The 20,679-nt window shown below is 67.9% G+C and carries 16 protein-coding genes; 5 read left to right on the top strand and 11 right to left on the bottom strand.

Annotation, left to right across the window (positions count from 1 at the left end; genetic code table 11):
* Positions 1-17: 17 nt before the first annotated feature.
* Positions 18-1,499 (top strand): M81 family metallopeptidase, encoded by a 1,482-nt coding sequence (locus AC3FNH_RS15140; RefSeq protein WP_488720615.1) that lies wholly within the window; start codon positions 18-20, stop codon positions 1,497-1,499.
* Positions 1,500-1,559: 60 nt separating this feature from the next.
* Here AC3FNH_RS15140 and AC3FNH_RS15145 read toward each other — a convergent pair whose 3' ends face one another.
* Positions 1,560-2,513 carry a LysR family transcriptional regulator gene (locus tag AC3FNH_RS15145; RefSeq protein ID WP_276101181.1) on the bottom strand — a complete coding sequence of 318 codons (954 nt, stop codon included), beginning with the start codon at positions 2,511-2,513 and terminating at the stop codon, positions 1,560-1,562.
* A 127-nt stretch (positions 2,514-2,640) separates the two neighbouring features.
* Between AC3FNH_RS15145 and aptA the strand changes: the two genes are divergently transcribed.
* Positions 2,641-3,996: an omega-aminotransferase AptA gene (aptA, locus tag AC3FNH_RS15150; protein ID WP_488720616.1), complete on the top strand. Its 1,356-nt coding sequence runs from the start codon at positions 2,641-2,643 to the stop codon at positions 3,994-3,996.
* Between the two features lie 24 nt (positions 3,997-4,020).
* Here the strand turns inward: aptA and AC3FNH_RS15155 are convergent, their stop codons facing one another.
* From AC3FNH_RS15155 to AC3FNH_RS15185, 7 genes are all read right to left on the bottom strand, one after another.
* Entirely contained in the window at positions 4,021-6,126 is a 2,106-nt protein-coding gene (locus tag AC3FNH_RS15155; protein ID WP_488720617.1) for an acetate--CoA ligase family protein, read from the bottom strand.
* A gap of 31 nt (positions 6,127-6,157) precedes the next feature.
* Positions 6,158-7,144 (bottom strand): tripartite tricarboxylate transporter substrate binding protein, encoded by a 987-nt coding sequence (locus AC3FNH_RS15160; RefSeq protein WP_488720618.1) that lies wholly within the window; start codon positions 7,142-7,144, stop codon positions 6,158-6,160.
* Positions 7,145-7,213: 69 nt separating this feature from the next.
* Positions 7,214-7,567, bottom strand: a complete 354-nt coding sequence (locus AC3FNH_RS15165) for a Zn-ribbon domain-containing OB-fold protein (RefSeq protein ID WP_488720619.1) — start codon at positions 7,565-7,567, stop codon at positions 7,214-7,216.
* Complete coding sequence (locus tag AC3FNH_RS15170) at positions 7,564-8,709, bottom strand: thiolase family protein (protein ID WP_488720620.1); 1,146 nt, start codon at positions 8,707-8,709, stop codon at positions 7,564-7,566. Before AC3FNH_RS15170 ends, AC3FNH_RS15165 begins: the two co-directional genes overlap by 4 nt.
* A gap of 1 nt (position 8,710) precedes the next feature.
* Positions 8,711-9,952, bottom strand: a complete 1,242-nt coding sequence (locus AC3FNH_RS15175; protein WP_488720621.1) for an ABC transporter substrate-binding protein — start codon at positions 9,950-9,952, stop codon at positions 8,711-8,713.
* Between the two features lie 40 nt (positions 9,953-9,992).
* On the bottom strand, positions 9,993-11,048 hold the full coding sequence (locus AC3FNH_RS15180; RefSeq protein ID WP_488720622.1) for a cyclase family protein: 1,056 nt from the start codon (positions 11,046-11,048) through the stop codon (positions 9,993-9,995).
* Position 11,049: 1 nt separating this feature from the next.
* Positions 11,050-11,868 carry an IclR family transcriptional regulator gene (locus tag AC3FNH_RS15185; protein ID WP_488720623.1) on the bottom strand — a complete coding sequence of 273 codons (819 nt, stop codon included), beginning with the start codon at positions 11,866-11,868 and terminating at the stop codon, positions 11,050-11,052.
* 442 nt (positions 11,869-12,310) lie between these two features.
* Between AC3FNH_RS15185 and AC3FNH_RS15190 the strand changes: the two genes are divergently transcribed.
* The 3 genes from AC3FNH_RS15190 (at position 12,311) to AC3FNH_RS15200 (ending at position 16,859) form a co-directional block, all read left to right on the top strand.
* On the top strand, positions 12,311-14,422 hold the full coding sequence (locus tag AC3FNH_RS15190) for a 3-hydroxyacyl-CoA dehydrogenase NAD-binding domain-containing protein (RefSeq protein ID WP_488720624.1): 2,112 nt from the start codon (positions 12,311-12,313) through the stop codon (positions 14,420-14,422).
* An 87-nt stretch (positions 14,423-14,509) separates the two neighbouring features.
* Complete coding sequence (locus tag AC3FNH_RS15195; RefSeq protein ID WP_276101191.1) at positions 14,510-15,760, top strand: CaiB/BaiF CoA transferase family protein; 1,251 nt, start codon at positions 14,510-14,512, stop codon at positions 15,758-15,760.
* A gap of 121 nt (positions 15,761-15,881) precedes the next feature.
* A complete protein-coding gene (locus AC3FNH_RS15200; RefSeq protein WP_276101192.1) occupies positions 15,882-16,859 on the top strand; it encodes a Bug family tripartite tricarboxylate transporter substrate binding protein in 978 nt (325 codons plus the stop codon).
* Positions 16,860-16,958: 99 nt separating this feature from the next.
* Here the strand turns inward: AC3FNH_RS15200 and tssE are convergent, their stop codons facing one another.
* The 3 genes from tssE to AC3FNH_RS15215 all read right to left on the bottom strand — a co-directional run bounded on the left by tssE (position 16,959) and on the right by AC3FNH_RS15215 (position 20,673).
* Entirely contained in the window at positions 16,959-17,393 is a 435-nt protein-coding gene (tssE, locus tag AC3FNH_RS15205; protein ID WP_488720625.1) for a type VI secretion system baseplate subunit TssE, read from the bottom strand.
* Positions 17,390-20,095 (bottom strand): type VI secretion system ATPase TssH, encoded by a 2,706-nt coding sequence (tssH, locus tag AC3FNH_RS15210; RefSeq protein ID WP_488720626.1) that lies wholly within the window; start codon positions 20,093-20,095, stop codon positions 17,390-17,392. The genes tssE and tssH overlap by 4 nt, the downstream gene beginning before the upstream one ends.
* A 92-nt stretch (positions 20,096-20,187) precedes the next feature.
* On the bottom strand, positions 20,188-20,673 hold the full coding sequence (locus AC3FNH_RS15215; protein ID WP_276101196.1) for an Hcp family type VI secretion system effector: 486 nt from the start codon (positions 20,671-20,673) through the stop codon (positions 20,188-20,190).
* Positions 20,674-20,679: the final 6 nt, after the last annotated feature.

Genomic DNA, 20,679 nt, shown 5'->3' on the forward strand with positions numbered 1-20,679 from the left:
CCGAACGGACTGCCCCGATGAAGATCCTGATTGCCCGTCTCAACCACGAGACCAATACCTTTTCGCCGGTGCCGACGCCGCTGGCGTCGTTCGAGCCTAGCTACGGCGAAGCCGCCTATCGCGCCGCCAAAGGCACCCGTACCGCTGCGGCGGCCTTTATCGACCTGGCCGAGGCCGCAGGCGCCGAGATCGTGGTGCCGGTGATTGCCGCGGCCAACCCGAGCGGCCGCGTTGCCGCCGACGCCTACACCCACCTGTGCGACACCATCGTCGCGGCCGCAGCCGGCTGTGACGCCGTGATGCTCGACCTGCACGGCGCGATGGTGGCGGAGAACAGCGACGACGGCGAAGGGGACCTGCTGCGCCGCTTGCGCGGCGTGCTGCCGCATGCGCCGGTTGCGGTGGCCCTGGACCTGCACGGGAACATCACGCAGGCGCTGATCGACCATGCGGACATCGCGGTCAGCTTCAAGACCTACCCGCACGTCGACATGTACGAAACCGGCGCGCATGCCGGCCGCCTGCTGCTGGAGATGGTCGCCGGGCTCGTGCGGCCGGTGATGGCATGGCGGCGTCCGCCGCTGATCACGCATACCCTGCGCAGCCGGACCGACGAAGGCGCGATGCAGCGCGCCGTCGCGCTGGCGCGCGAGGCGGAGCGGGACGGCATGCTGGCGGTATCCGTGCTGGCCGGCTTTGGCCTGGCCGATATCGCCGCCCCATGCCTGAGCGTGATCGTAGTCGGCGACGGCGACCCGGCAAAGGCCGACGAGATTGCCAGCCGGATCGCGGCGCAGGCGTGGGGCGAGCGCGATGGCTTTTCGTACGAAGCGGAGCCGCTGGCCAGTTCCATCGCGCGTGCCGCGCAACTTGCCGAACGCGCTGGCGAAGGGCCGGTGCTGCTGCTCGATCACGGCGACAACTGCATGTCCGGCGGCACCTGCGACAACATGGCGGTGCTGCATGAAGCGCTGGCGCAGGGCTTGACCGGCATTGCGGTCGGGCCGGTCTGCGATCCGGAGGCGGTGGCGGCGCTGCTGGACGCGGGGGTCGGCGCCAGCATCACGCTGCCCGTGGGCGACAAGGTACCGTTGCCGCAGCTGGACGTCTATCCGCGACCGAAGCTGCTGACCGGCAAGGTGGCCGCCGTGAGCGATGGGGAGTACGTCATCAGCGGCCCCACGTACACCGGGCAGCGCATTCGCATGGGACGGACGGTGCTGCTCGATATCGGCGCGGCGCAGGTGATCGTGACCGAGACGCCGCAAGAGCACTGGGACGCGGGGATCTTCACCCACATCGGCATCGATCCGCACCGGGCGAGGTTCCTGCTGCTGAAATCGCGCATGTACTGCCGCCCGGTCTTCGTGCCGATGGCCAGGGCGGTGGTCGAGTGCGATGGGGAGGGCGTCACCAGTTCACGCTATGAGCGCTTCCCGTTCCGTCAGGTCGCGAGGCCGGTGTACCCGCTTGACGACAACACGTCCTGGGCAAGTTGATGTCCTGCGGCCGCGCCTTCGCGGGAAGGCGCGGCCCCGCGCAAACGCCACGCCGCCGGCTCACGCCTTGCCGTGCGCCTCCTGCAGGCATTGCTCGAACAGCAGCGCGACGCGCGACGGCTCCGGCGAGCGGCGCAGCAGGCTCACGAACCGGCACGCATACTGGAAGCGCCCGGGCTCGATGGCCTGCATCAGCTTCTGGCTTTCGAAATACGCCGCGTAGTGATCGGGCAGGAAGCCCAGGAACTGGCCGGACAGGATCAGTGTGGCAATCGACTCCTGGTCGAAGCCGGTCGCCTTGCGCAGCAGCTTGGCCCGATGGCTCAGTTCCATATTGGGCGAGTGATAGCCAAGCCCGGCAAACGGATACGCGCGCAGCTGGGCCCACGACAGCTTGCCGGTTGGCTTGCCGAACAGCGGATGGCGGGCGCCGCAGTAGAGCAGCATGGTCTCGTCGAACAGCTCGGTATAGGCCAGGCTGCGCGAGCTGCGGTGCACGGGGATGATGCCCACATGGAAGCGGCCTTCCATGACGCCCCGTTCCACTGCGCCAATGGTTGCCACATGCAGGTTCAGCGAGACGTCCGGCGCGGCTTCGCAGAACCGCGCGATCGCATCGCCCAGCCGCGCTTGCGGGTTGGTGGCGGTCTTGTCGAACACGGCCACGTGCAGTTCGCCGCCCATGCGGCTGTGGATGTCGTCAACGCTGCTGCGGAACGCTTCCACCGAAGCCAGCAGCCGCAACGTTTCCTCGTAGATGCCCTGGCCCTCCGGCGTCAGCGTGAAGCCGGCGCGGCCCCGGCGGCACAGCGTCAGGCCCAGCCGGGTCTCCAGGTCCTTGACGTGGCGGCTGATCGTCGAGATGCCGATATTCAGTTCCAGTTCCGCCGCGGCCATGCCGCCGCATTCGACCACCGCCTTGAAGACGCGCAGCAGCCGCAGGTCCATGTCGCTCAACTGCCCGAGCAGGGCACGGCTCTTCCGGGAGCGTGGCCCGGATACTTGCGCATTCATACAAGTAAAGATGGATATTTGAATATTCAAAAGACTAACGCCGTTGCCAATAATCGGCAACACACAAAGTTTCCTCCGCGCCCGGCGCAAAACCAGGGCGAAACCAACGCAGATCCACGCGAACACCATGACCACCTCGACGCTCCCATCTTCGCAAGACCCGGACATCCGCACCGATGCCGCCTGGCTCGATGCCCACTGGATGCCGTTCACGGGGAACCGCAAGTTCAAGGCTGACCCGCGCATGATCGTGGCGGCCAGCGGCGCCTATTACACCGATGCCGACGGGCGCAAGGTCTTCGACGGCTTGTCCGGCCTCTGGTGCTCGGGGCTGGGCCATGGGCGTCAGGAGATCACCGAGGCCATCAGCCGCCAGGCGGCGCAGCTCGACTACGCCCCGGCCTTCCAGCACGGGCACCCGCTGTCTTTCACGCTGGCCAACAAGCTGCGCGATATGACGCCGGCCGGGCTCGACTATGTGTTCTTCACCGGCTCAGGCTCCGAGGCGGCCGACACCTCGCTGAAAATGGCCCGCGCCTACTGGCGGGCCAAAGGTCAGGCCGGCAAGACCCGGCTGATCGGCCGCGAGAAGGGCTACCACGGCGTGAACTTCGGCGGCATCTCGGTAGGCGGCATCGCGCCGAACCGGAAGCTGTTCGGCCAGGGGATCGAAGCGGACTTCCTGCCCCATACGCAACTGGCGCAGAACGCGTTCTCGCGCGGCCTGCCGCCGCATGGCGCCGAGCTGGCCGACCGCCTGCTCGACCTGATCGCACTGCATGACGCCTCGACCATTGCCGCAGTGATCGTCGAGCCGTTCTCCGGATCGGCGGGCGTGGTGATCCCGCCGGCCGGCTATCTGGCGCGCCTGCGCGAGATCTGCACGGCCTACAACATCCTGCTGATCTTCGACGAGGTCATCACTGGCTTCGGCCGTGTCGGCGCGACCACCGCGGCGGAAGCGTTCGGCGTGGTGCCGGACATCATGAACGTGGCCAAGCAGGTTACCAACGGCGCGCAGCCGCTTGGCGCGGTGATCGCCAGCAAGGAGATCTACGACACTTTCATGCAGTCGGGCGGCCCCGACTACATGCTGGAGTTCCCGCACGGCTACACCTACTCCGCGCACCCGGTCGCCTGCGCCGCCGGCATCGCCGCGCTGGATGTACTGCAGAAGGAGGACATGGTCGGACGCGTGCGCGCGCTCGCGCCGATGTTCGAGGAAAGCGTGCACAGCCTGAAGGGCAGCAAGCATGTGCTGGACATCCGCAACTACGGCCTGGCCGCCGGCCTGACCATCGCGCACGCGCCCGGCGAACCGGGCCGCCGCCCTTACGAGATTGCCCAGCACTGCTGGAAGAAGGGCTTCTATGTGCGCTACGGCGGCGACACCATCCAGCTCGCGCCGCCGTTCATTGCCGACCCGCGCGAGATCGACGACCTGATTAATGCGCTGGGCGAAGCCCTGAACGCCGTCGACTGAAGCCGCTTCCAGGGCGATCGGTCGTCAACGGCCCTGACGCGGGGCTTCCGCCACCTCGAGCAGCGCATCCAACACCACCACACCGTCGGGGTTCGCCATGACCGGGTTGAGGTCGACGGAGTGAATGGCGCCACCGGCCTCGTGGACCAGCTCGCCCACCTGTACGGCCAGCCGGCACAGGGCTGCAATGTCCACGGCCGGCTCGTTGCGCACGCCCAGCAGCAGCGGGGCGATGCGCAGACCGGCCAGCGCCCGTTCTACGTCCGCCTCGCGGCAGGGGGCGAGCAGCACGGCAGTGTCGCGCAGCACCTCGACATACTTGCCGCCGTCGCCGACCACCAGCACCGCGCCGAACACCGGGTCCCAATGCGCGCCGATCATGCATTCGCGCTGGCCGCGCGCCATGCGCGCGACCACGACGCCTTCACACGTCACGCCCATCGACTGCAGCTTGCGGGTCTGTGCCGTGAAGGCGCCGGCAACCGCTTCCGGATCGTTGCAATGCAGGGCCACCAGCCCGTGCTCGCTCTTGTGCGGCACCTGCGGGGAGCTTGCCTTGACCGCCACGGGCGCGCCGATGCGTTGCCAGGCGGCCACCGCGGCATCGACGTCATGGCAGACGTAGTGCTCGACCACCGGCATGCCGGCCGCCACCAGCCGGGCGAGACTTGCGGCCTCGCTCATCGTCGTGCCTGCAGCAGCGATCGGCTGCGCGTGGCGCGCCGGCACCGGCGGCTCGCCTTCGGCGGCGATCTGCCGCAGGCGTTGCTGGTGCGAGACCAGTTGCGAGAACGCCGACAGCGCTTCGGCGCCGCTGGCGTAGGTCGGTACGCCGGCTTCGCGGAATGCCTCGGCCACCGGCGCCTGCCAGGCCGCGACCGCGATGGGCTTGCCCGCGGTGTCGGCAAACGCCGCGGCGTCGCGCGCGAAGCGCGACACGTCGTAGCCCATGCCGGAGACCGGGATGTCGAGCAGGAAAAGGTCGGCCGAAGGGTCACGCGCCACTACGGGCAGCACCTCGCCAAACAGTGCGCTGTTGGTGAGCAGCGCCGCGGTGACGTCGACCGGGTTCGTGGTCGTGGCAAAGCCGGGCAGGCGTTCGGCGAGCGCGGCCCGGGTAGTGCCGGACAGCGGCGCCAGCGTCAGTCCGAATGACTGCGCCGCGTCGGCCGCCATGACGCAGCTTGCGCCCGAGTTGCTTATCACCACCAGCCGGCGCCCGCCGGCATCCCAGCCACGCAGGTACATTGGCGCGCAGCGCGCCAGTGTGTGCGCATCGTCCACGCGCCAGATGCCATGGCGGGCAAGGAAGGCATCGACGGCGCGGTCTTCGTTGGCGATCGCGCCGGTATGCGAGGCCGCGGCGCGCTGGCCGTCCTGCGATCGTCCCGCCTTGACCGCCACGACCGGCACGTTGCGGGCCCGCGCCACGCGCGCGGCTTCGGCCAGCACCTCGGGATCGGTCAGGCTCTCCAGGTACAGCAGCACCAGCCGCACGCCGGGATCATGCGCGACGGCCAGCGCCAGTTCGCTGACCGTGACATCGGCCTGGTTGCCGGTGGCGTGCATATGTCGCACGCCGATGCCCTGTCCGCGCAGCAGCCCGTAGACCATGGCCGCCACGCCGCCGCTCTGGCTGACCACGGCCACCGGACCATCCTGCGGCGGCACCTCGATGAACATGGTGGAGAAGCTGGCGATCGCGCCGCTGCCGAAGCTGGCCAGGCCCTGGCTGTTCGGGCCCACCAGCCGCAGGCCGGCAGCGCGCGCGGCGCGCACCATCTCGTCCTGCTGGCGGAGGCCTTCCGGGCCCGCCTCGCCGAAACCGGAGGCGATCACGATGGCCGCCGCCACGCCGAGCCGCGCGCAGTCGTGCACGGCCTGCACCGCGGCCTCGCCGGCCACGATGATGATGGCCAGCTCCGGGACTTCCGGCAGCGCATCCAGCGTGGGGTAGGCGCGCAGGCCCTGGATAGCATCGCGCTGCGGATTGACGGGGTAGAGGGTACCGGCGTAGCCGTGCGTCTTCATGTAGTGGATGGGCCGGCCGCCGATCTTGTGGATATTGTCGGAGGCACCGATCACGGCAATCGAGCGAGGGGAGAGCAGGGGTTGGAGTGGGGCGGTCATGAGCAAGGCAATAAGCGGGATTCGTGAGAGTTCAGTCGATGGTGGCGCCCGAGGTCTTCACGACCCGGGCCCACTTGTCGATCTCCTGCCCGATGAAGCGGGCGGTGGCGGGGGGCTCGGTCCATTCGGCGGCGAAGCCCTGCGAGGCAAAGCGCGCGCGGACGTCCGGATCCTGCAGGACGGCCTTGAGTGCGCCGTTGAGCGTGCCGAGGACCGCGGGCGGCGTGCTGGCCGGGGCCAGCAGCGCATTCCAGGCGCTCGCCTCGTAGCCAGGCAGTCCGGCCTGCGCGATGGTCGGTGTGTCTGGCGCGGCCGGCGAGCGCGTGGCACCCGTGATGGCGAGCGCCTTGAGCTTGCCGTCGCGCACGAAGGGCATGGCCGAGAGCATGGTGTCGAACATCACCGTGGCCTGGCCGCCCATCACGTCGGTCAGTGCGGGAGCGCTACCCTTGTACGGTACGTGCGTCATGTGGATGCCCGCCATGCTGTTGAACAGTTCCGCGGCGAGATGGGTCGACTGACCGTTGCCGGAGCTGGCGAAGGTGACCTGTCCCGGCCTGGACTTGGCCAGCGCGATCAGCTCGGCCACGTTGCCGGCCGGCGTGGCTGGCGCGGTCACCAGCACCAGCGGGCCGCGCGTGAGCATGCTGACCGGCGCGAAGTCCTTGCGCGTGTCATAGCCGGGCTTGCTGAACAGCGTCATGTTGATGGCGTGCGCGGTGGTGGCGACCAGCAGCGTGTAGCCGTCCGGCGCGGCCTTGGCCACGGCTTCGGCGCCGATATTGCCGCCGGCGCCCGGCCGGTTCTCCACCACCAGCGGCTGGCCGAGTTTGTCGGTCAGCTTCTGCCCGACCACGCGGGCGACGATATCGGTGGGACCGCCGGGCGGATAGGGCACCACCAGCCGGATGGGCTTGTTCGGGAACGTTTGTGCGTGCGCCGCCGGCAAGGCCGTAGCGGACAGGGCCAGACAGGAAAGCAAGGCGAGCGCGTGCCGCCGGGATCGTTTCGGTGCCAAGGAGTACTCCGGTTGTGGATGCCGGTTGGGACGGGGCGGGCGCTTGCCGGCAAGGCGCCAAAGGTGGCGCTATTCGCGCCGGAAACGCAGCAGCGTGCCCTCGCCGAAGCGCAGGAACCTCGCCCGCACCCGGTCGCCGATGGCCACGCCGGGCTCGGCATGGCCCATCACGCGCGGGCCTTCGTCGAGCGTGGCCAGCACCAGCGTGTAGGGCGCGAGCGCGCGGAAAGCTTCGTCCGGCGCACGGCTGATCTCGGTCACGGCGTGGACTGTCGCCAGTCCGACGGCATCGCGCCAGCGTAGTTGCACGCCGCCGCAGGCGCGGCACGCGTGGCGCTCCAGCGGCTGCCATGCCCCGCAGTCGTCGCAGCACTGGTAGCGCACGACGCCGGCGTCCAGGCCGGCGGTGTAGGGATGGGTCATGGCATGGCCTCCAGCACCAGGCTGACGTGGGACGACAGCACACCGCCATCGGCGTGGAACAGCGCGCGCCGGCGTGTGCCCGCCTGGCGTGCGCCGGCACGGCCCGCGAGCTGGCGCGCGGCTTCGGCCAGGTGCATCAGGCCGCCGGCCACGCCCGAGTGCCCGAAGGCCAGCAAGCCGCCATGCGTATTGAGCGCCAGCGCGCCGTCGGAGCCGAAGTCGCCGGCGCGCAGCCGCGCATGCGCCTGCCCGCGTCCTGCCAGCCCGAGTTCTTCCAGCAGCATGACCAGCGTGATGGTGAACGAGTCGTAGATCGCCAGGTAATCGATGCCTTCCACACCGCCGCCCGCCTCGGCAAACGCGCGCCGCGCGGCGTCCGCGGCGCCAGTCTGCATGACGTCGTCGATCGCACTCAGGTGCTGGTGCCGGTGCGCCTGCCCCGCGCCGGCGATGCGCACCGGCGTGCCGGGGCCGGGCTCGGCCGACACGATCACAGCGACCGCGCCATCGGAGATCGGACAGCAATCCGACAGGCGCAGCGGCGTGGCGATGGCACGCGCTGCACGTGCATCGGCCAGCGACAACGGTTCGCGCAGATGCGCATCCGGATGGCTGGCGGCGTGCTCGCGCATCAGCACGGCAAAGTCCGACAGCGCATCGGCATCCATGCCGGCTTCATGCAGGTAGCGTGAGGCCAGCAGCGCGTAGTAGGCCGGCACCGATGCGCCATTGGGCACCTCGGCATGTGGTTCGCCGACCTGCGCCAGCGTCTGGATCGACTGGTCGCGGCTCTGGCCGCTGAGCCGGTTTTCACCGGCCGCCACCAGCACGTGGCGGCAGCGGCCGGCGTGCACCAGCTCGTGCGCGAGCATCGCCATCACGCCGCCGGTGGCGCCGCCCGCAGCCACGCCGTGCGCATAGGCCGGCGTCAGCGAGGCGTACTCGCAGAAGCGGTCGGCCAGCATCAGGTGCGGCACCGTGGTGGCATAGCCGCACAGCACGCCGTCGATGTCGGCGCGCGACAGGCCGCTGTCGGCCAGCGCGGCATCAGTGGCCTGCGCCATCAGCGTCAGCGGCGTGCTGCCCTCGATGCGGCCGAAGCGCGTGTTGCCGGTGCCGCGTACGTAGCTCTTGTTCGCCATGTCAGCGCTTGAGCAGCGGGCACTGCGACTTCGACACCGGCATGAAGGCCTGCTCTCCGGGCACCGTTGCCAGCACCTTGTAGTAGTCCCACGGATATTTCGATTCGGCCGGGCTCTTCACTTCGAACAGGTACATGTCGTGGATCATGCGGCCGTCTTCGCGGATGCGGCCATTCTTCGCAAAGAAGTCGTTGATCGGCATGGACTTCATCTTCTTCATCACCGCGGCGGTTTCGTCGGTGCCCGCGGCCTGCACGGCTTTCAGGTAGTGCATGACCGATGAATAGGCGCCCGCCTGGCTCATGTTCGGCATCTTCTTCACCTTCTCGAAGTAGCGCCGCGACCAGGCCCGCGTGGCGTCGTTCATGTCCCAGTAGAAGGCCTCGGTCAGCACCAGCCCGGCGGCCGTCTTCAGGCCGATCGCATGGATATCGTTGATGTAGAGCAGCAGGCCGGCCATGCGCTGCGCGCCGTTGCGGGTCAGGCCGAATTCAGATGCAGCCTTGATCGCGTTGACGGTGTCGCCGCCCGCATTGGCCAGGCCTACCACCTGCGCCTTGCTGGCCTGTGCCTGCAGCAGGTAGGACGCGAAGTCGCTCGCGCCGATGGGGTGGCGCGCGGCGCCCAGCACCTTGCCGCCGGCTTCGTTGATCACCGCGGTGGCCGACTCCTGCAGCGTGTGCCCGAAGGCATAGTCGGCGGTCAGGAAGAACCAGGTCTTGCCGCCACGCTGCACCATGGCGCGCGCGGTGGTATTGGCGAGCGCATAGGTGTCGTAAGCATAGTGCACCGACACCGGCGTGCACAGGTCGTTGGTGATGCGCTCGCTGCCGGGGCCTGAGAACACCACGATGTGGTTTTTCTGCTTGGCTACGTCGAGCACGGCCAGCGCCGGCGCGGATGCCGCCACGTCGAGGATGGCATCGACATGGCCCGTGTCGAACCATTCGCGCGCCTTGTTGGCGGCGATGTCCGCCTTGTTCTGGTGGTCGACCACCACCAGCTCGATCTTCTTGCCCAGCACCTTGCCGCCGAAGTCGTCGATGGCCATCTGCGCCGCGGTGGCGCTGCCGCGGCCGGTGACGTCGGCGTACAGGCCGCTCATGTCGAGCAGCATGCCGATCTTGACCATGTCGTCAGAGATTACTGCCGCTGGCTGGGCCTGCGCGGCGCCGCAGGCAAGCGCGGCAGCCATGGCGAGCGTGCCGGCGGCCTTGCGGAACATCGAATGGCGTAGCTTCATGTCGTCTCCCTGGCTCGTTGTGTAGTGTCGTGTGATGTGGTCAGACCGCGGCGATCGGTGTCACCGGCGAGCCCACCGCCCCCGGCAGGCGCAGCGGCGGCGCGGTGAGCTGGAAGCGGGTGCGGCCATTGGCGCGCAGCCAGTCGGCAAGTTCGCGCAGGTACCACAGCTCGCCCAGCGGCAGGCCCAGCTTGAACAGGCAGTGGTGGTGCAGCGGCAGCAGCGGGTGGTGCTTGTCGCCATCGGGCGCGGGGCGGGCCGGGTAGCGCTCGACCGCGTAGTTGTCGGCGGCCAGCGCGGCAATGCCGGCATCGGTGATCCATTGCAGCAGCTTGTCGTCGCGCCCGTCGAGCGCGCAGCAGCTGTGGTGCAGCACCGCTTCGTCGGGCTCGCGCTGCATCGACAGCACGATTTCGGCAAAGCCGGTGCGCAGCAGCAGCATGTCGCCGGGCTCGACCTCGGCCTTGGTGGCGTCCATGGCCTGCATCAGGTCGTCATAGCCGACGTTGCGGAAGTCCATGCCAAAGGTGTGGGCCAGGTCCACCAGCACGCCGCGGCCCTGCATGCCACTGACCGCGAAGTTCTCAATGCCCAGCGCCTGTGCAGCGCTGTGATCGTGGCCGCAGGGGTGGGCCGCGAAGTGGTCGTCCTCGGCGTAGTCAACGGGGCCGACGATATGCTCGTTGGCGCGGTAGCCGTTGTAGTAGACGCGCTCGGGCCTGCCGTCGCCGTCGGCATCGAACAGCGCGCCCACGTGTGCCAGCGAATCCCATTGCGTGCTGTACTGCAGGCACATCAGCACCTGGTCGTCGCTGAGGACATCGATGGCGGCCGGATCGATCTTCGCCAGCGGGAAATTCACATACGGGATGTCATCGCGGAAGGTCGAGCGCAGCACCGGCGGGTGGCGGCGCGGGTTGAGCTTGTTGCCGCCCGGGTAGTCGAGCGGCAGCGACAGGCAGAAGCTGAGTCCGGCCTGCACCTCGCGCGCGCCTTTCACGACCTGCTCGGGGCCGATCAGGTTGATGCGGCCGAGCTGGTCGTCGGGCCCGAAATCGCCCCAGTTGGAACCTTGCGGACGTTGCTTCCAGCGCATGTCATGCCTCCTCTCGGGCGCGTGGCCGGGCGGCCGGCCGTTCTCGTTCTGTGTCGGGGGAAGCGCCGGTGTGCGGGCGCCAGGTCTGGTCGAAGGCTTCGGCTTCACGCCGCAGCGCGCGCGCCATGGCGGCTTCGCGGTCGGTGATGCGCTCATCGAGTGCGGCGATGCTGATCGCGCCGAGCGGGTAGCCGTCGGGGCCGCGCAGCGCGATGGCGATGCCGCCCATGCGCTCTACCACCACATCCAGCAGCACCGCGTAGCCGCGTTCGCGCGTGGCCTGTATATGGCCGAGCAGCATGGGCCGGCTGAAACGCGGATAGCGGCGCATGGCCGGCGCGATGCCGTCGAGCACGGCCTCTACCTCCGCATCGGGCAGGGCGGCCAGCAGCGCCAGGCTGCCGGCGCCGATGCCCAGTGGCCGGCGGCTGCCGATCTCCAGGTAATTGGCGCGGATCGGGAAGGTGCCCAGGCGCAGCTCGATGCAGACCGATTCGCAGCCGCTGGGCACGGACAGGATGGCGCTGTCCTGGAAGGCATTGGCCAGCCGGATCAGCGCGGGCCGGACCAGCGGGCGCAGGTCGGTGCGCTGCACGGTGGTGGCATGCAGCGTCAGCCATTCCGGGCCGGGCATGAACGCCTTGGTGGCCGGGTCGCGTTGCACCATGCCTTCCGCCACCAGCGTTTCCAGCAGGCGCAGCGCCGACGCCTTGTCGACGCCGGCGGCGTTCGCGAGGTCGGTCAGGCGGCTGTTGCGGGCATCGGTCAGCGCGCGCAGCAGGCGGCAGGCCTTCTGCAGCGAGGTGCTGGGAGTGGTCACGCCGGTTGTCTCCTTTGTCAGGCTTTCATTTAGTGAAACCTGTAGGAGGGGTTATAGGCCAGGCAGCAAGGCTGGTCATTCTGCGGCGCGGAAAAATTTCGCCGGCTGAAACTGCGGGCCGGGCTGCTTCTGCTGGGAATGCGGGTATGCCGCGGAATCCGCGCGATGCGGCGGCGTGCCGGGGTGCGCGGGAAGAATTTGCTCTTTGGGAAGCGAAGGACTGAGATACCGTTTGGACGCATCGCAGCCTGATATTGCTGTCCAGCGGCACTGATTAGTGCTCATCAACGCACCTGAAGGACAGATATCATGTCGCAAACGCCTCCCTTCGGAAGGATCGAGGCAGCGTCAAATTATGTTTGACATTTTGTCAATGGCCTTTGGGATTGTATAGCCAGCTTATCGAGGCAAAATGCCGGGTTGACCTCAATCGGAGACAACCATGACCAACGAAGCTTCCGTCGTTCGCGCTCTTCGCCACGGCGACGTGCAGGTGATCAGCCTCTGCAACCCGCCGGTCAATGCGCTGGGCGTGGCGGTGCGCCAGGGCTTGAAGCAGGCGATCGAGCAGGCGCAGGCCGATGCCGGCGTGCGCGCCGTGCTGGTCGTGGGGGAAGGCAAGGCCTTCATCGCCGGCGCCGATATCCGTGAATTCGGCAAGCCGCCGATGCCGCCGTCGCTGCCCGAGGTCTGCAATCGGATCGAAGCGAGCGGCAAGCTCATGGTCGCCGCCATCCATGGCCCGGCGCTTGGTGGCGGACTGGAAGTCGCCATGTCGGCGCACTATCGACTGGCGCTGCCGGCCGCCAAGCTGGGCCTGCCCGAAGTCAACCTGGGCCTGCTGCCCGGTGCCGGCGGCACGCAGCGCGCGCCGCGCCTGATGGGCGCGAAGGCCGCTGCCGAACTGATGCTCAGCGGCAAGCACCTGTCGGCCAAGGCCGCGCAGGCCGCCGGGCTGGTCGATCGCCTGGCTGACGGGGATGATCCCGTGGCAGCCGGCCTGGCCTACGTCAACGAACTGCTCGGCCAAGGCGCGCCGCTGCGCCGCACGCGCGACCTGGCCATTGCCGATAAGGCGGCCGCTCTGGCCGAACTCGATGCGCTGCAAGCCGATACCGCGAAGAAGAGCCGCGGCCTGTTCTCGCCGCTGAAGATCGTCGAGTGCGTGCGCGCGGCGGTGGAACTGCCGTTCGACGAAGGCCTGGCGCGCGAACGTGCGCTGTTTGTCGAATGCCTGAACAGCCCGCAGCGCGCGGGCCTGGTCCACGCTTTCTTCGCCGAGCGCGAAACCGCCAAGGTGCCCGAGGCGCAAGGCGCCGCGCCGCGCGCGCTCAACCGCGTCGCCGTGATCGGCGGCGGCACCATGGGCGCGGGCATCACCGTGGCCGCGCTGGACGCGGGCCTGCCAGTGGTGATGATCGAGCGCGACGCCGAGTCGATCGCGCGCGGCCAGGCCAACGTCGAGAAGGTGTACAACGGCCTGATCGCCAAGGGCCGCATGACCGAAGAGGGCAAGGCCGCGATCCTGGCGCGCTACACGCCGAGCACGTCGTATGACGCCATTGCCGACGTGGACCTGGTGATCGAAGCCGTGTTCGAGGACATCGAGGTCAAGAAGGCCGTATTCCAGCAGCTGGACCGCGTGTGCAAGCCCGGCGCCGTGCTGGCCACCAATACTTCGTATCTCGATATCGACGCGATTGCCGGCAGCATCTCGCGCCCGCAGGACGTGATCGGCCTGCATTTCTTCAGCCCGGCCAACATCATGAAGCTGCTGGAGATCGTCGTGCCGGCGAAGGTCAGCCCCGATGTCGTGGTCACCGCGTTCGAGCTCGCCAAGCGCATGAAGAAGATCCCGGTGCGCGCGGGCGTGTGCGACGGCTTCATCGGCAACCGCATCCTGGCCGTCTACAAGCAGGCCGCCGACTACATCATGGAAGACGGCGCCAGCCCCTACGAGATCGACGAGGCCGTGCGCGGCTTCGGCTACCCGATGGGCCCGTTCCAGGTGACCGACCTGGCCGGCGGCGACATCGGCTGGGCCACCCGCAAGCGCCGCGCCGCGACGCGCGACCCGAAGGCGCGCTATGTCGAGGTCGCCGACCGCATCTGCGAGCGCGGCTGGTTCGGCCAGAAGACCGGCCGCGGCTTCTACCTCTACCCGCAGGGCGCGCGTGTCGGCCAGCCCGACCCGGAAGTGCTTGCCATCGTCGATGCCGAGCGCCAGAAGAAGGGCATCGTGCCGCGCAAGTTCACGGCCGAGGAAATCATGCGCCGCTATATGGCGGCCATGGTCAACGAAGGCGCCAAGGTGGTGGAAGAGGGCATCGCGCTGCGTCCGCTGGATGTCGACGTGACGTTCCTGTCCGGCTATGGCTTTCCGCGCTTCCGCGGCGGCCCGATGAAGTACGCGGACATGGTCGGCCTGCCGAAGATCCTGGAAGATATCCGGACCTTCGCCAAGGAAGACCCGCTGTTCTGGAAGCCGGCGCCGCTGCTGGAAAAGCTGGTGGCGGAAGGCAAGGATTTCGCCAGCCTCAACCAGGCACGCTGATATGCGCGGCGCATGACGCCCGCCTGGCCACAGTAGTTCATTGCGACGAGGCCGACCCTGCCTCGTCGCAGCCCATGGAGACGAGCAATGCAAACTACAACGGAACAATCCCAGGGCATCGACTTCCCGCTGGAAGGGGTGCGTGTGCTGGACCTGTCGCGCGTGTTCGCGGGGCCGCTGTGCGGCCAGGTCCTGGCCGACTTCGGTGCCGAAGTAGTCAAGGTCGAACACCCGGGCCGCGGCGACGATACGCGCGACTGGGGCATGCGCATCGGCAAGACCGAGACCACGTACTTCAACAGCATGAACCGCAACAAGCGGTCCATCACGCTGGACCTGCAGAGCAAGGAAGGCGTGCAGATCGTCTATGACCTGCTGCCGCAGTTCGACGTGGTCATCCACAACTTCAAGACCGGCGGCGCCGAGAAGCTGGGCCTGGGCTATGAACAGCTCAAGGCGATCAAGCCCGAGCTGATCTACTGCGCGGTGTCTGGCTACAACACCAGCGGCCCAGAGGCCAAGCGCCCCGGCTACGACCTGGTGATCCAGGGCGAGGCCGGCCTGATGGCGCTCAACGGCGAAGCCGACACGCCGCCGCTGAAGTTCGGCGTGGCCGTGGTGGACCTGATGACCGGCATGTACGCGGCGCAGGCGGTGCTGGCCGCGCTGTTCCGCCGCGAACGCAAGGGCAAGGGCCAGCTGATCGAAATGGCGCTGTACGACTGCGGCCTGATGGTCACGGGCTACTATGGCCTGGACGCCATGCTGCTGGGCCGCGACCCGGCACGCTATGGCAATGCCCATCCGTCGATCGTGCCCTACGGTATGTTCGAGTCCGCCGACGGCCCGCTGATCATCGCGGTGGGCAACAACAGCCAGTTCGACAAGTTCTGCCGCCAGGTCATCGAGCGCCCGGACATCGTCGAGGATCCGCGCTATGCGACCAATGTCGAGCGGGCGAAGAACCGCGAGACGCTGACCCCGCTTATCACCGGCCTGATCCGCAGCTTTAAGCGCGACCTGCTGCTCGAGCGCATGACGGCCTGCGGCATCCCTTGTGGCAAAGTGGCCGGCCTGCACGAGGCGCTGACCAGCGAGCGGACCCGCCAGGGCGGCCTGCTGCGCGAGATGCCGCATCCGGTGGCCGGCAGCACGCATGTGTTCGCGCCGCCGTACCGCCTCGACGGCCAGCGCCTGCCGATCCGCAGCGCGCCGCCCACGCTGGGCGAAGGCACGCGCGCCGTGCTGCAGAACCTGCTTCAGCTGAGCGATGAGCAATTGCAGGACCTGCAGGCGCGTGGCGTGCTGACGCTGCCGGAGACCCCGGGCAACGCCTGAGTATTTGCGCCGCGCGGACGTCATGACCGTTGGCGCGGCCAGGCCCGGCAAGGGGGCCCAATGGAGACCTTGCACTGACTCAAACCGGAACAATAAAGTGCGCATTCGAAATTTCACCCGTATGGTCCACTCCCGCCGCCGCGCCATCCTGGCACTGGCCGCGGCACCGCTGCTGGTCAGCAGCGCGTTCGCGCAGGCGTGGCCGAGCAAGCCGATCAAGCTGGTCGTGCCGTTCCCGCCGGGCGGCCCCACGGACACCGCGTCGCGCATCGTCGGCCTGAAGCTAGGCGAGGCCCTCAAGCAGCCCGTGATCGTGGAGAACCGCGCCGGTGCGTCGGGTTCGATCGCGGCCGCGCAGGTGGCCAAGAGCCCGGCCGACGGCTACACGCTCATGATGCTGGCCACGCCGACGCTGCTGGCCCCGCATCTGTACCGGAAGGCCGGTTACGACACGATCAAGGACTTCACGCCGGTGGCCACGGTCTATGACCTGCCCATCGTGGTCGTGGTGAACCCCACGCTGCTGCCGAACGTGACGGACCTGCCGAAGCTGATCGCGCAGGCCAAGGCCCAGCCCGGCAAGCTCAACTACACCAGCTCGGGTGCCGGCAGCTTCGGCCACCTGAGCATGGAACTGCTCAAGCAGATGGGCGGCTTCGAGATGCAGCACGTGCCGTACAAGGGCGGCGTGCCGGCCATCAGCGACACCATCGGCGGCCAGGTGCCCATCATGTATGCCGACCTCGTCGCCGCGCTGCCGCACATCCAGGCTGGCAAGCTGCGCGCCATCGCGGTCGGTTCGCCGCAGCGCGTGGCCATGCTGCCGGACGTCAAGACCATCGCCGAGCAAGGCTTCAAGGGCTATGACGCGGTGTCGTGGGGCGGCTTGCTGGCGCCGCCGGGAACGCCGAAGGATGTCGTGGATCGCGTCTCGACCGAAGTCGGAAAGATCCTGGCTGACAAGGATGTCCAGGACAAGCTGCTGAAGGCCGGCGCCATCGCCAACTATCAGGCGCCGGCGCAGATGGGCCAGCGTATCCGCCAGGATTACGCCAAGTGGGGCAAGGTGATCCGCGAGAAGGGGATCGCGGTCGAGTAAGCGCGGTTGGGAGCGTTCTCCCACAACGCGACAGAGGTTGCCCGCATGTTTGCGCCCGTCTCCCGCTTGCGGGGGACGGGCGCGCTATCGGTCGTGGAGTCATTCACGATCGCGGTCGGCCTTCAGCAGTTTGAGCCGCGTCTGTCCGTCAGGTGTGAAGTGCGTGCCGAACCGCACCAGCCCGGCCTGGTGCAGGTGGCAGCTCATGGTGAAGCTGAGCAGCATGCCCGGCTCGGTCTCCTCGATCGTGAGGTCGACCGCCTTCAGCCTCGGTTCATAGCGCAGCAGCGTGGTCTCGATTTCGCGCTTGAGCGTGTGCGCCGAGGCCGGCAGGTGCCGGTAGATGCGGGACAGATCGCCGAGGCCATAGTCCGGCAAGTGGGCCAGGCCACCGCGGCGGCTGTTGAGGATGCGCTGGATGTTGTCCTGTATCGACAGGAAGGTCTGCGTGGCAGCGTCGAACTCGTCGATCGCGAACCCGTTCGCAAAGAATCCGGTCACCGCCTCGAAGAGGCCCGGCCCGCCCCTTGTCACGCGCTCGCCTCCGTGGTGACGGATGCTTCCTCGAAGATCAAGCCGATGCCGTCTTCCTCGGAGAACGACAGATGGATCGGCGCCGGCGCCTGCCTGTCGGCCATACGCACCAGCAGCTCGCGCGACAGTACCGGCAGGATCTGCTGGTCGAGCAGGCTGTCAATGTTGCGCGCGCCCGAATCGGGCAGCAGACAGGCCCGCACCAGTTCGGCCACCAGGGAATCATCACACCGTAACGGCACGCCATAGCGACGCGCGATCCGGTCGGCCACCTTGCCAAGCTTCATCCGCACGATCGTGCCCATGGCCTCGGCCGACAGCGGGCGGTACACGATGGTCTGGAAACGTGCGAGCAGCGCTGGCTGGAAATGGTCGACCAGCAGCGGACGGATCGCTTCCATCAGGGTGCCGGCCGGGAGTTCGGCAGCGGCCTGCGCCGCGGCATCGGCCGCTGCCAGAAGCTGTTCGCTGCCCAGGTTCGAGGTCATCAGGATGACGGTATTGCGGAAGTCGATCACCCGGCCTTCGCCGTCGCGCATGAAGCCGCGGTCGAAGACCTGGTAGAACAGGTTCAGTACGTCGCGGTGGGCTTTCTCGACTTCATCCAGGAGAACGATGCTGTAAGGGCGCTGACGGACCGCCTCGGTCAGCACGCCGCCTTCTCCGTATCCGACGTACCCCGGCGGCGAACCCTTCAACTGCGAGACCGTGTGCGCTTCCTGGTATTCCGACAGGTTGATGGTGATCAGCGAGCGCTCGCCGCCAAACATCAGATCCGCCAGTGCACGGGCTGTTTCCGTCTTGCCGACGCCGGAAGGCCCGACCAGCAGGAACACGCCCAGCGGCGCATCCCCGGATTTGAGTCCCGCCTTGGCCGCCCGCAGGCTCTTGCCAAGCGCGGCCAGCGCCTCGTCCTGGCCGACCACTACCCGGCCCAGACGCGCTTCCAGCTCCAACAGGTTGGCCAGCTCGCTGGACAGCAGACTATCGACCGGTACCCCAGTCCAATCGGCAATCACCTGGGCAATGGCCGTCTCGTCGACCTCCGCGTGCAGCAGCGCGGGGTGGCCCTGCCTGGCTAGCGCCTGGTGCGCGGCCTGGATCGACGGCACCAGATCCCGGCGGACCGACTCATCGGTGGCCGCGTGCCATTGAGCGCGCAATGCGATCAGGTTCCCGGCGGCGCGTTTCTGTTCGGTGAAGGCGTGCGAGAACGCGTTCAACTCGCTGGCCAGCGCGGCCAGCCGGGCATCGATGGCCGCCAGCCTTGCGCCGGCCTCGGCACCGGTGGCGTCGCGGTCCTGCAGCAGGGCAGTGCGCTCGACCTCGAGGGCCGCGCGCTCGGCTTCGCAGGCGGAAATGGCGACCGGTGTGGCCTCCAGGCTCATGCGCACGCGCGCGGCGGCGGTGTCGAGCAGGTCGACGGCCTTGTCCGGTAACTGGCGCCCGGTGAGGTAGCGGTGCGACAGCCGGACGGCTGCGGCGACGGCCGCATCGGTGATGTGTACGCCGTGGTGTCGGGCATACCGCTCCTTCAGGCCGCGCAGCATCAGGCAGGCGTTCTCCTCATCGGGCTCGTCGACCTTGACCATCTGGAAACGACGTTCGAGCGCGGCGTCGCGCTCGAAATACTGCTTGTATTCGGACCAGGTGGTGGCCGCAATGGTGCGCAGTTCACCCCGCGCGAGCGCGGGCTTGAGCAGATTCGCGGCATCGGCGCCACCGGCGGTATTGCCCGCGCCGATTAGGGTGTGGGCCTCATCGATGAAGAGCAAGGTCGGGGTCGGGGATTGCTGCACGGCCTCAATCACATTCTTGAGGCGCTGCTCGAATTCGCCCTTGACGCCTGCACCGGCCTGCAACAGCGCCAGGTCCAGCGTCAGCACGCTGACGTCCCGGATGACGGCGGGCACATCCCCTTCGGCGATCTTGAGCGCCAGCCCTTCCACGAGCGCGGTCTTGCCCACCCCCGGCTCGCCAACCAGGATCGGGTTGTTCTTGCGCCGCCGTGCCAGGATATCGACCATCTGGCGAATTTCGACATCGCGGCCAAACACAGGGTCGATCTTGCCGTCGCGCGCCTTCTGCGTGATATCGGTGGTGAAGCGGGCCAGCGCGGAGGTGTCAGCCTGACCCGGCATCGGCCTCGGCGGGGCTGGCTCCGGCATTGGCGAATCGGAAGCTTTCCCATCGGCACCATGGGCAACGGGCGTAACCGCCTCGACGGAGATCTTGTTCAGTTCGTGCGTCAGGCGCTCGATCTGCGCGGCCGACACGGACAGGAGCGGCCACGCATCGGGTGCGCGCAGCAAGTACGGCGACTCGGCCAGCGCGGCGAGCAAGTGCGCGGAACGGATGGATTTCGACTCGCCGGGTGCCGTCGCTTCGAGCGATGCGCGCATCCAGGCGATCTCGAGCCACTGGCCGACGCGCTGCGAGAGGCCGGGCTTGCCGCGCAGATCGTGTGGCAGCCGGTCGATGGCGGCCAGCAGCGCGTTCCAGATGCCGTCGACATCCAGTTCATAGCGCCGCAGGATCGCTAGCAGGTCGCCATCGCCCAGCTCCAGCAGCTTGATCAGCCAGTGCTCGACCTCGATATCCCGGTGGGCACGGGCTTCGCAAAGGCTGGCGGCATCGGTGAGGGCGCGGGCGCAGTGGTCATTCAGGCGACGCAGGAACGGGGATAGATCGCGGGCAGTCATGGGCGAAGCGGGGAGAGGACTGGGGGCGCGCGGACCACGACATGTCGTCCGCGCGAGATGACCAGCCGGTTGCAGGCACCGGCAGCAGCGTCTTACGAGCGCTCGTTCCAGCTGTCGGCGTGGATGATGTTGCCGTCCTTGTATGACCAGGTGATTTTTTCGTAGCGCAGTTCGATGTCTTCGAGGTGGTTGTGCTTCTCGTAGGCCGGGTTCTTGATGTCCAGCATCTTGGGCGTGACGCCGACCACCTTCACGTTTTCCAGCTTGGTGTTGAAGTACTCCTTTTCCTTGCCCGCGTCGTCGATCTTGTACCACTTGATCTCGATCGACTTCAGGGTCTGGCCGCTGGTGACCGCCTTGTACAGGTAGGGGGTCGAGGCGTCGGTTTCCTTGGTGAACACGATCGGCTTGTGTACGCGGGTGCCGGTCAGCTTGCCGGTGTTGGAATCGGTCGGGATGTTGACAGCGTGGTCGAACGCGACCACTTCGACGCTGCCTTCGCGGCCGGACACGGTGACCGAACCCTTGACATCGGCGCCGCCATCGTCCTTGATCCACATGTATGCGGGAATTGCCATTGCTTT

The organism is Cupriavidus sp. 22TCCZM01-5 (assembly GCF_057798915.1).

What these genes read in the sequence shown, in the direction of transcription:
- AC3FNH_RS15195 (WP_276101191.1), top strand. Translation starts at nt 14,510, where the DNA reads ATGCAAACTACAACGGAACAATCCCAGGGCATCGACTTCCCGCTGGAA.
- AC3FNH_RS15140 (WP_488720615.1), top strand. Translation starts at nt 18, where the DNA reads ATGAAGATCCTGATTGCCCGTCTCAACCACGAGACCAATACCTTTTCG.
- AC3FNH_RS15155 (WP_488720617.1), bottom strand. Translation starts at nt 6,126, where the DNA reads ATGACCGCCCCACTCCAACCCCTGCTCTCCCCTCGCTCGATTGCCGTG.
- AC3FNH_RS15165 (WP_488720619.1), bottom strand. Translation starts at nt 7,567, where the DNA reads ATGACCCATCCCTACACCGCCGGCCTGGACGCCGGCGTCGTGCGCTAC.
- AC3FNH_RS15180 (WP_488720622.1), bottom strand. Translation starts at nt 11,048, where the DNA reads ATGCGCTGGAAGCAACGTCCGCAAGGTTCCAACTGGGGCGATTTCGGG.
- aptA (WP_488720616.1), top strand. Translation starts at nt 2,641, where the DNA reads ATGACCACCTCGACGCTCCCATCTTCGCAAGACCCGGACATCCGCACC.
- AC3FNH_RS15145 (WP_276101181.1), bottom strand. Translation starts at nt 2,513, where the DNA reads ATGAATGCGCAAGTATCCGGGCCACGCTCCCGGAAGAGCCGTGCCCTG.
- tssH (WP_488720626.1), bottom strand. Translation starts at nt 20,095, where the DNA reads ATGACTGCCCGCGATCTATCCCCGTTCCTGCGTCGCCTGAATGACCAC.
- AC3FNH_RS15170 (WP_488720620.1), bottom strand. Translation starts at nt 8,709, where the DNA reads ATGGCGAACAAGAGCTACGTACGCGGCACCGGCAACACGCGCTTCGGC.
- AC3FNH_RS15175 (WP_488720621.1), bottom strand. Translation starts at nt 9,952, where the DNA reads ATGAAGCTACGCCATTCGATGTTCCGCAAGGCCGCCGGCACGCTCGCC.
- AC3FNH_RS15190 (WP_488720624.1), top strand. Translation starts at nt 12,311, where the DNA reads ATGACCAACGAAGCTTCCGTCGTTCGCGCTCTTCGCCACGGCGACGTG.
- AC3FNH_RS15200 (WP_276101192.1), top strand. Translation starts at nt 15,882, where the DNA reads ATGGTCCACTCCCGCCGCCGCGCCATCCTGGCACTGGCCGCGGCACCG.
- AC3FNH_RS15215 (WP_276101196.1), bottom strand. Translation starts at nt 20,673, where the DNA reads ATGGCAATTCCCGCATACATGTGGATCAAGGACGATGGCGGCGCCGAT.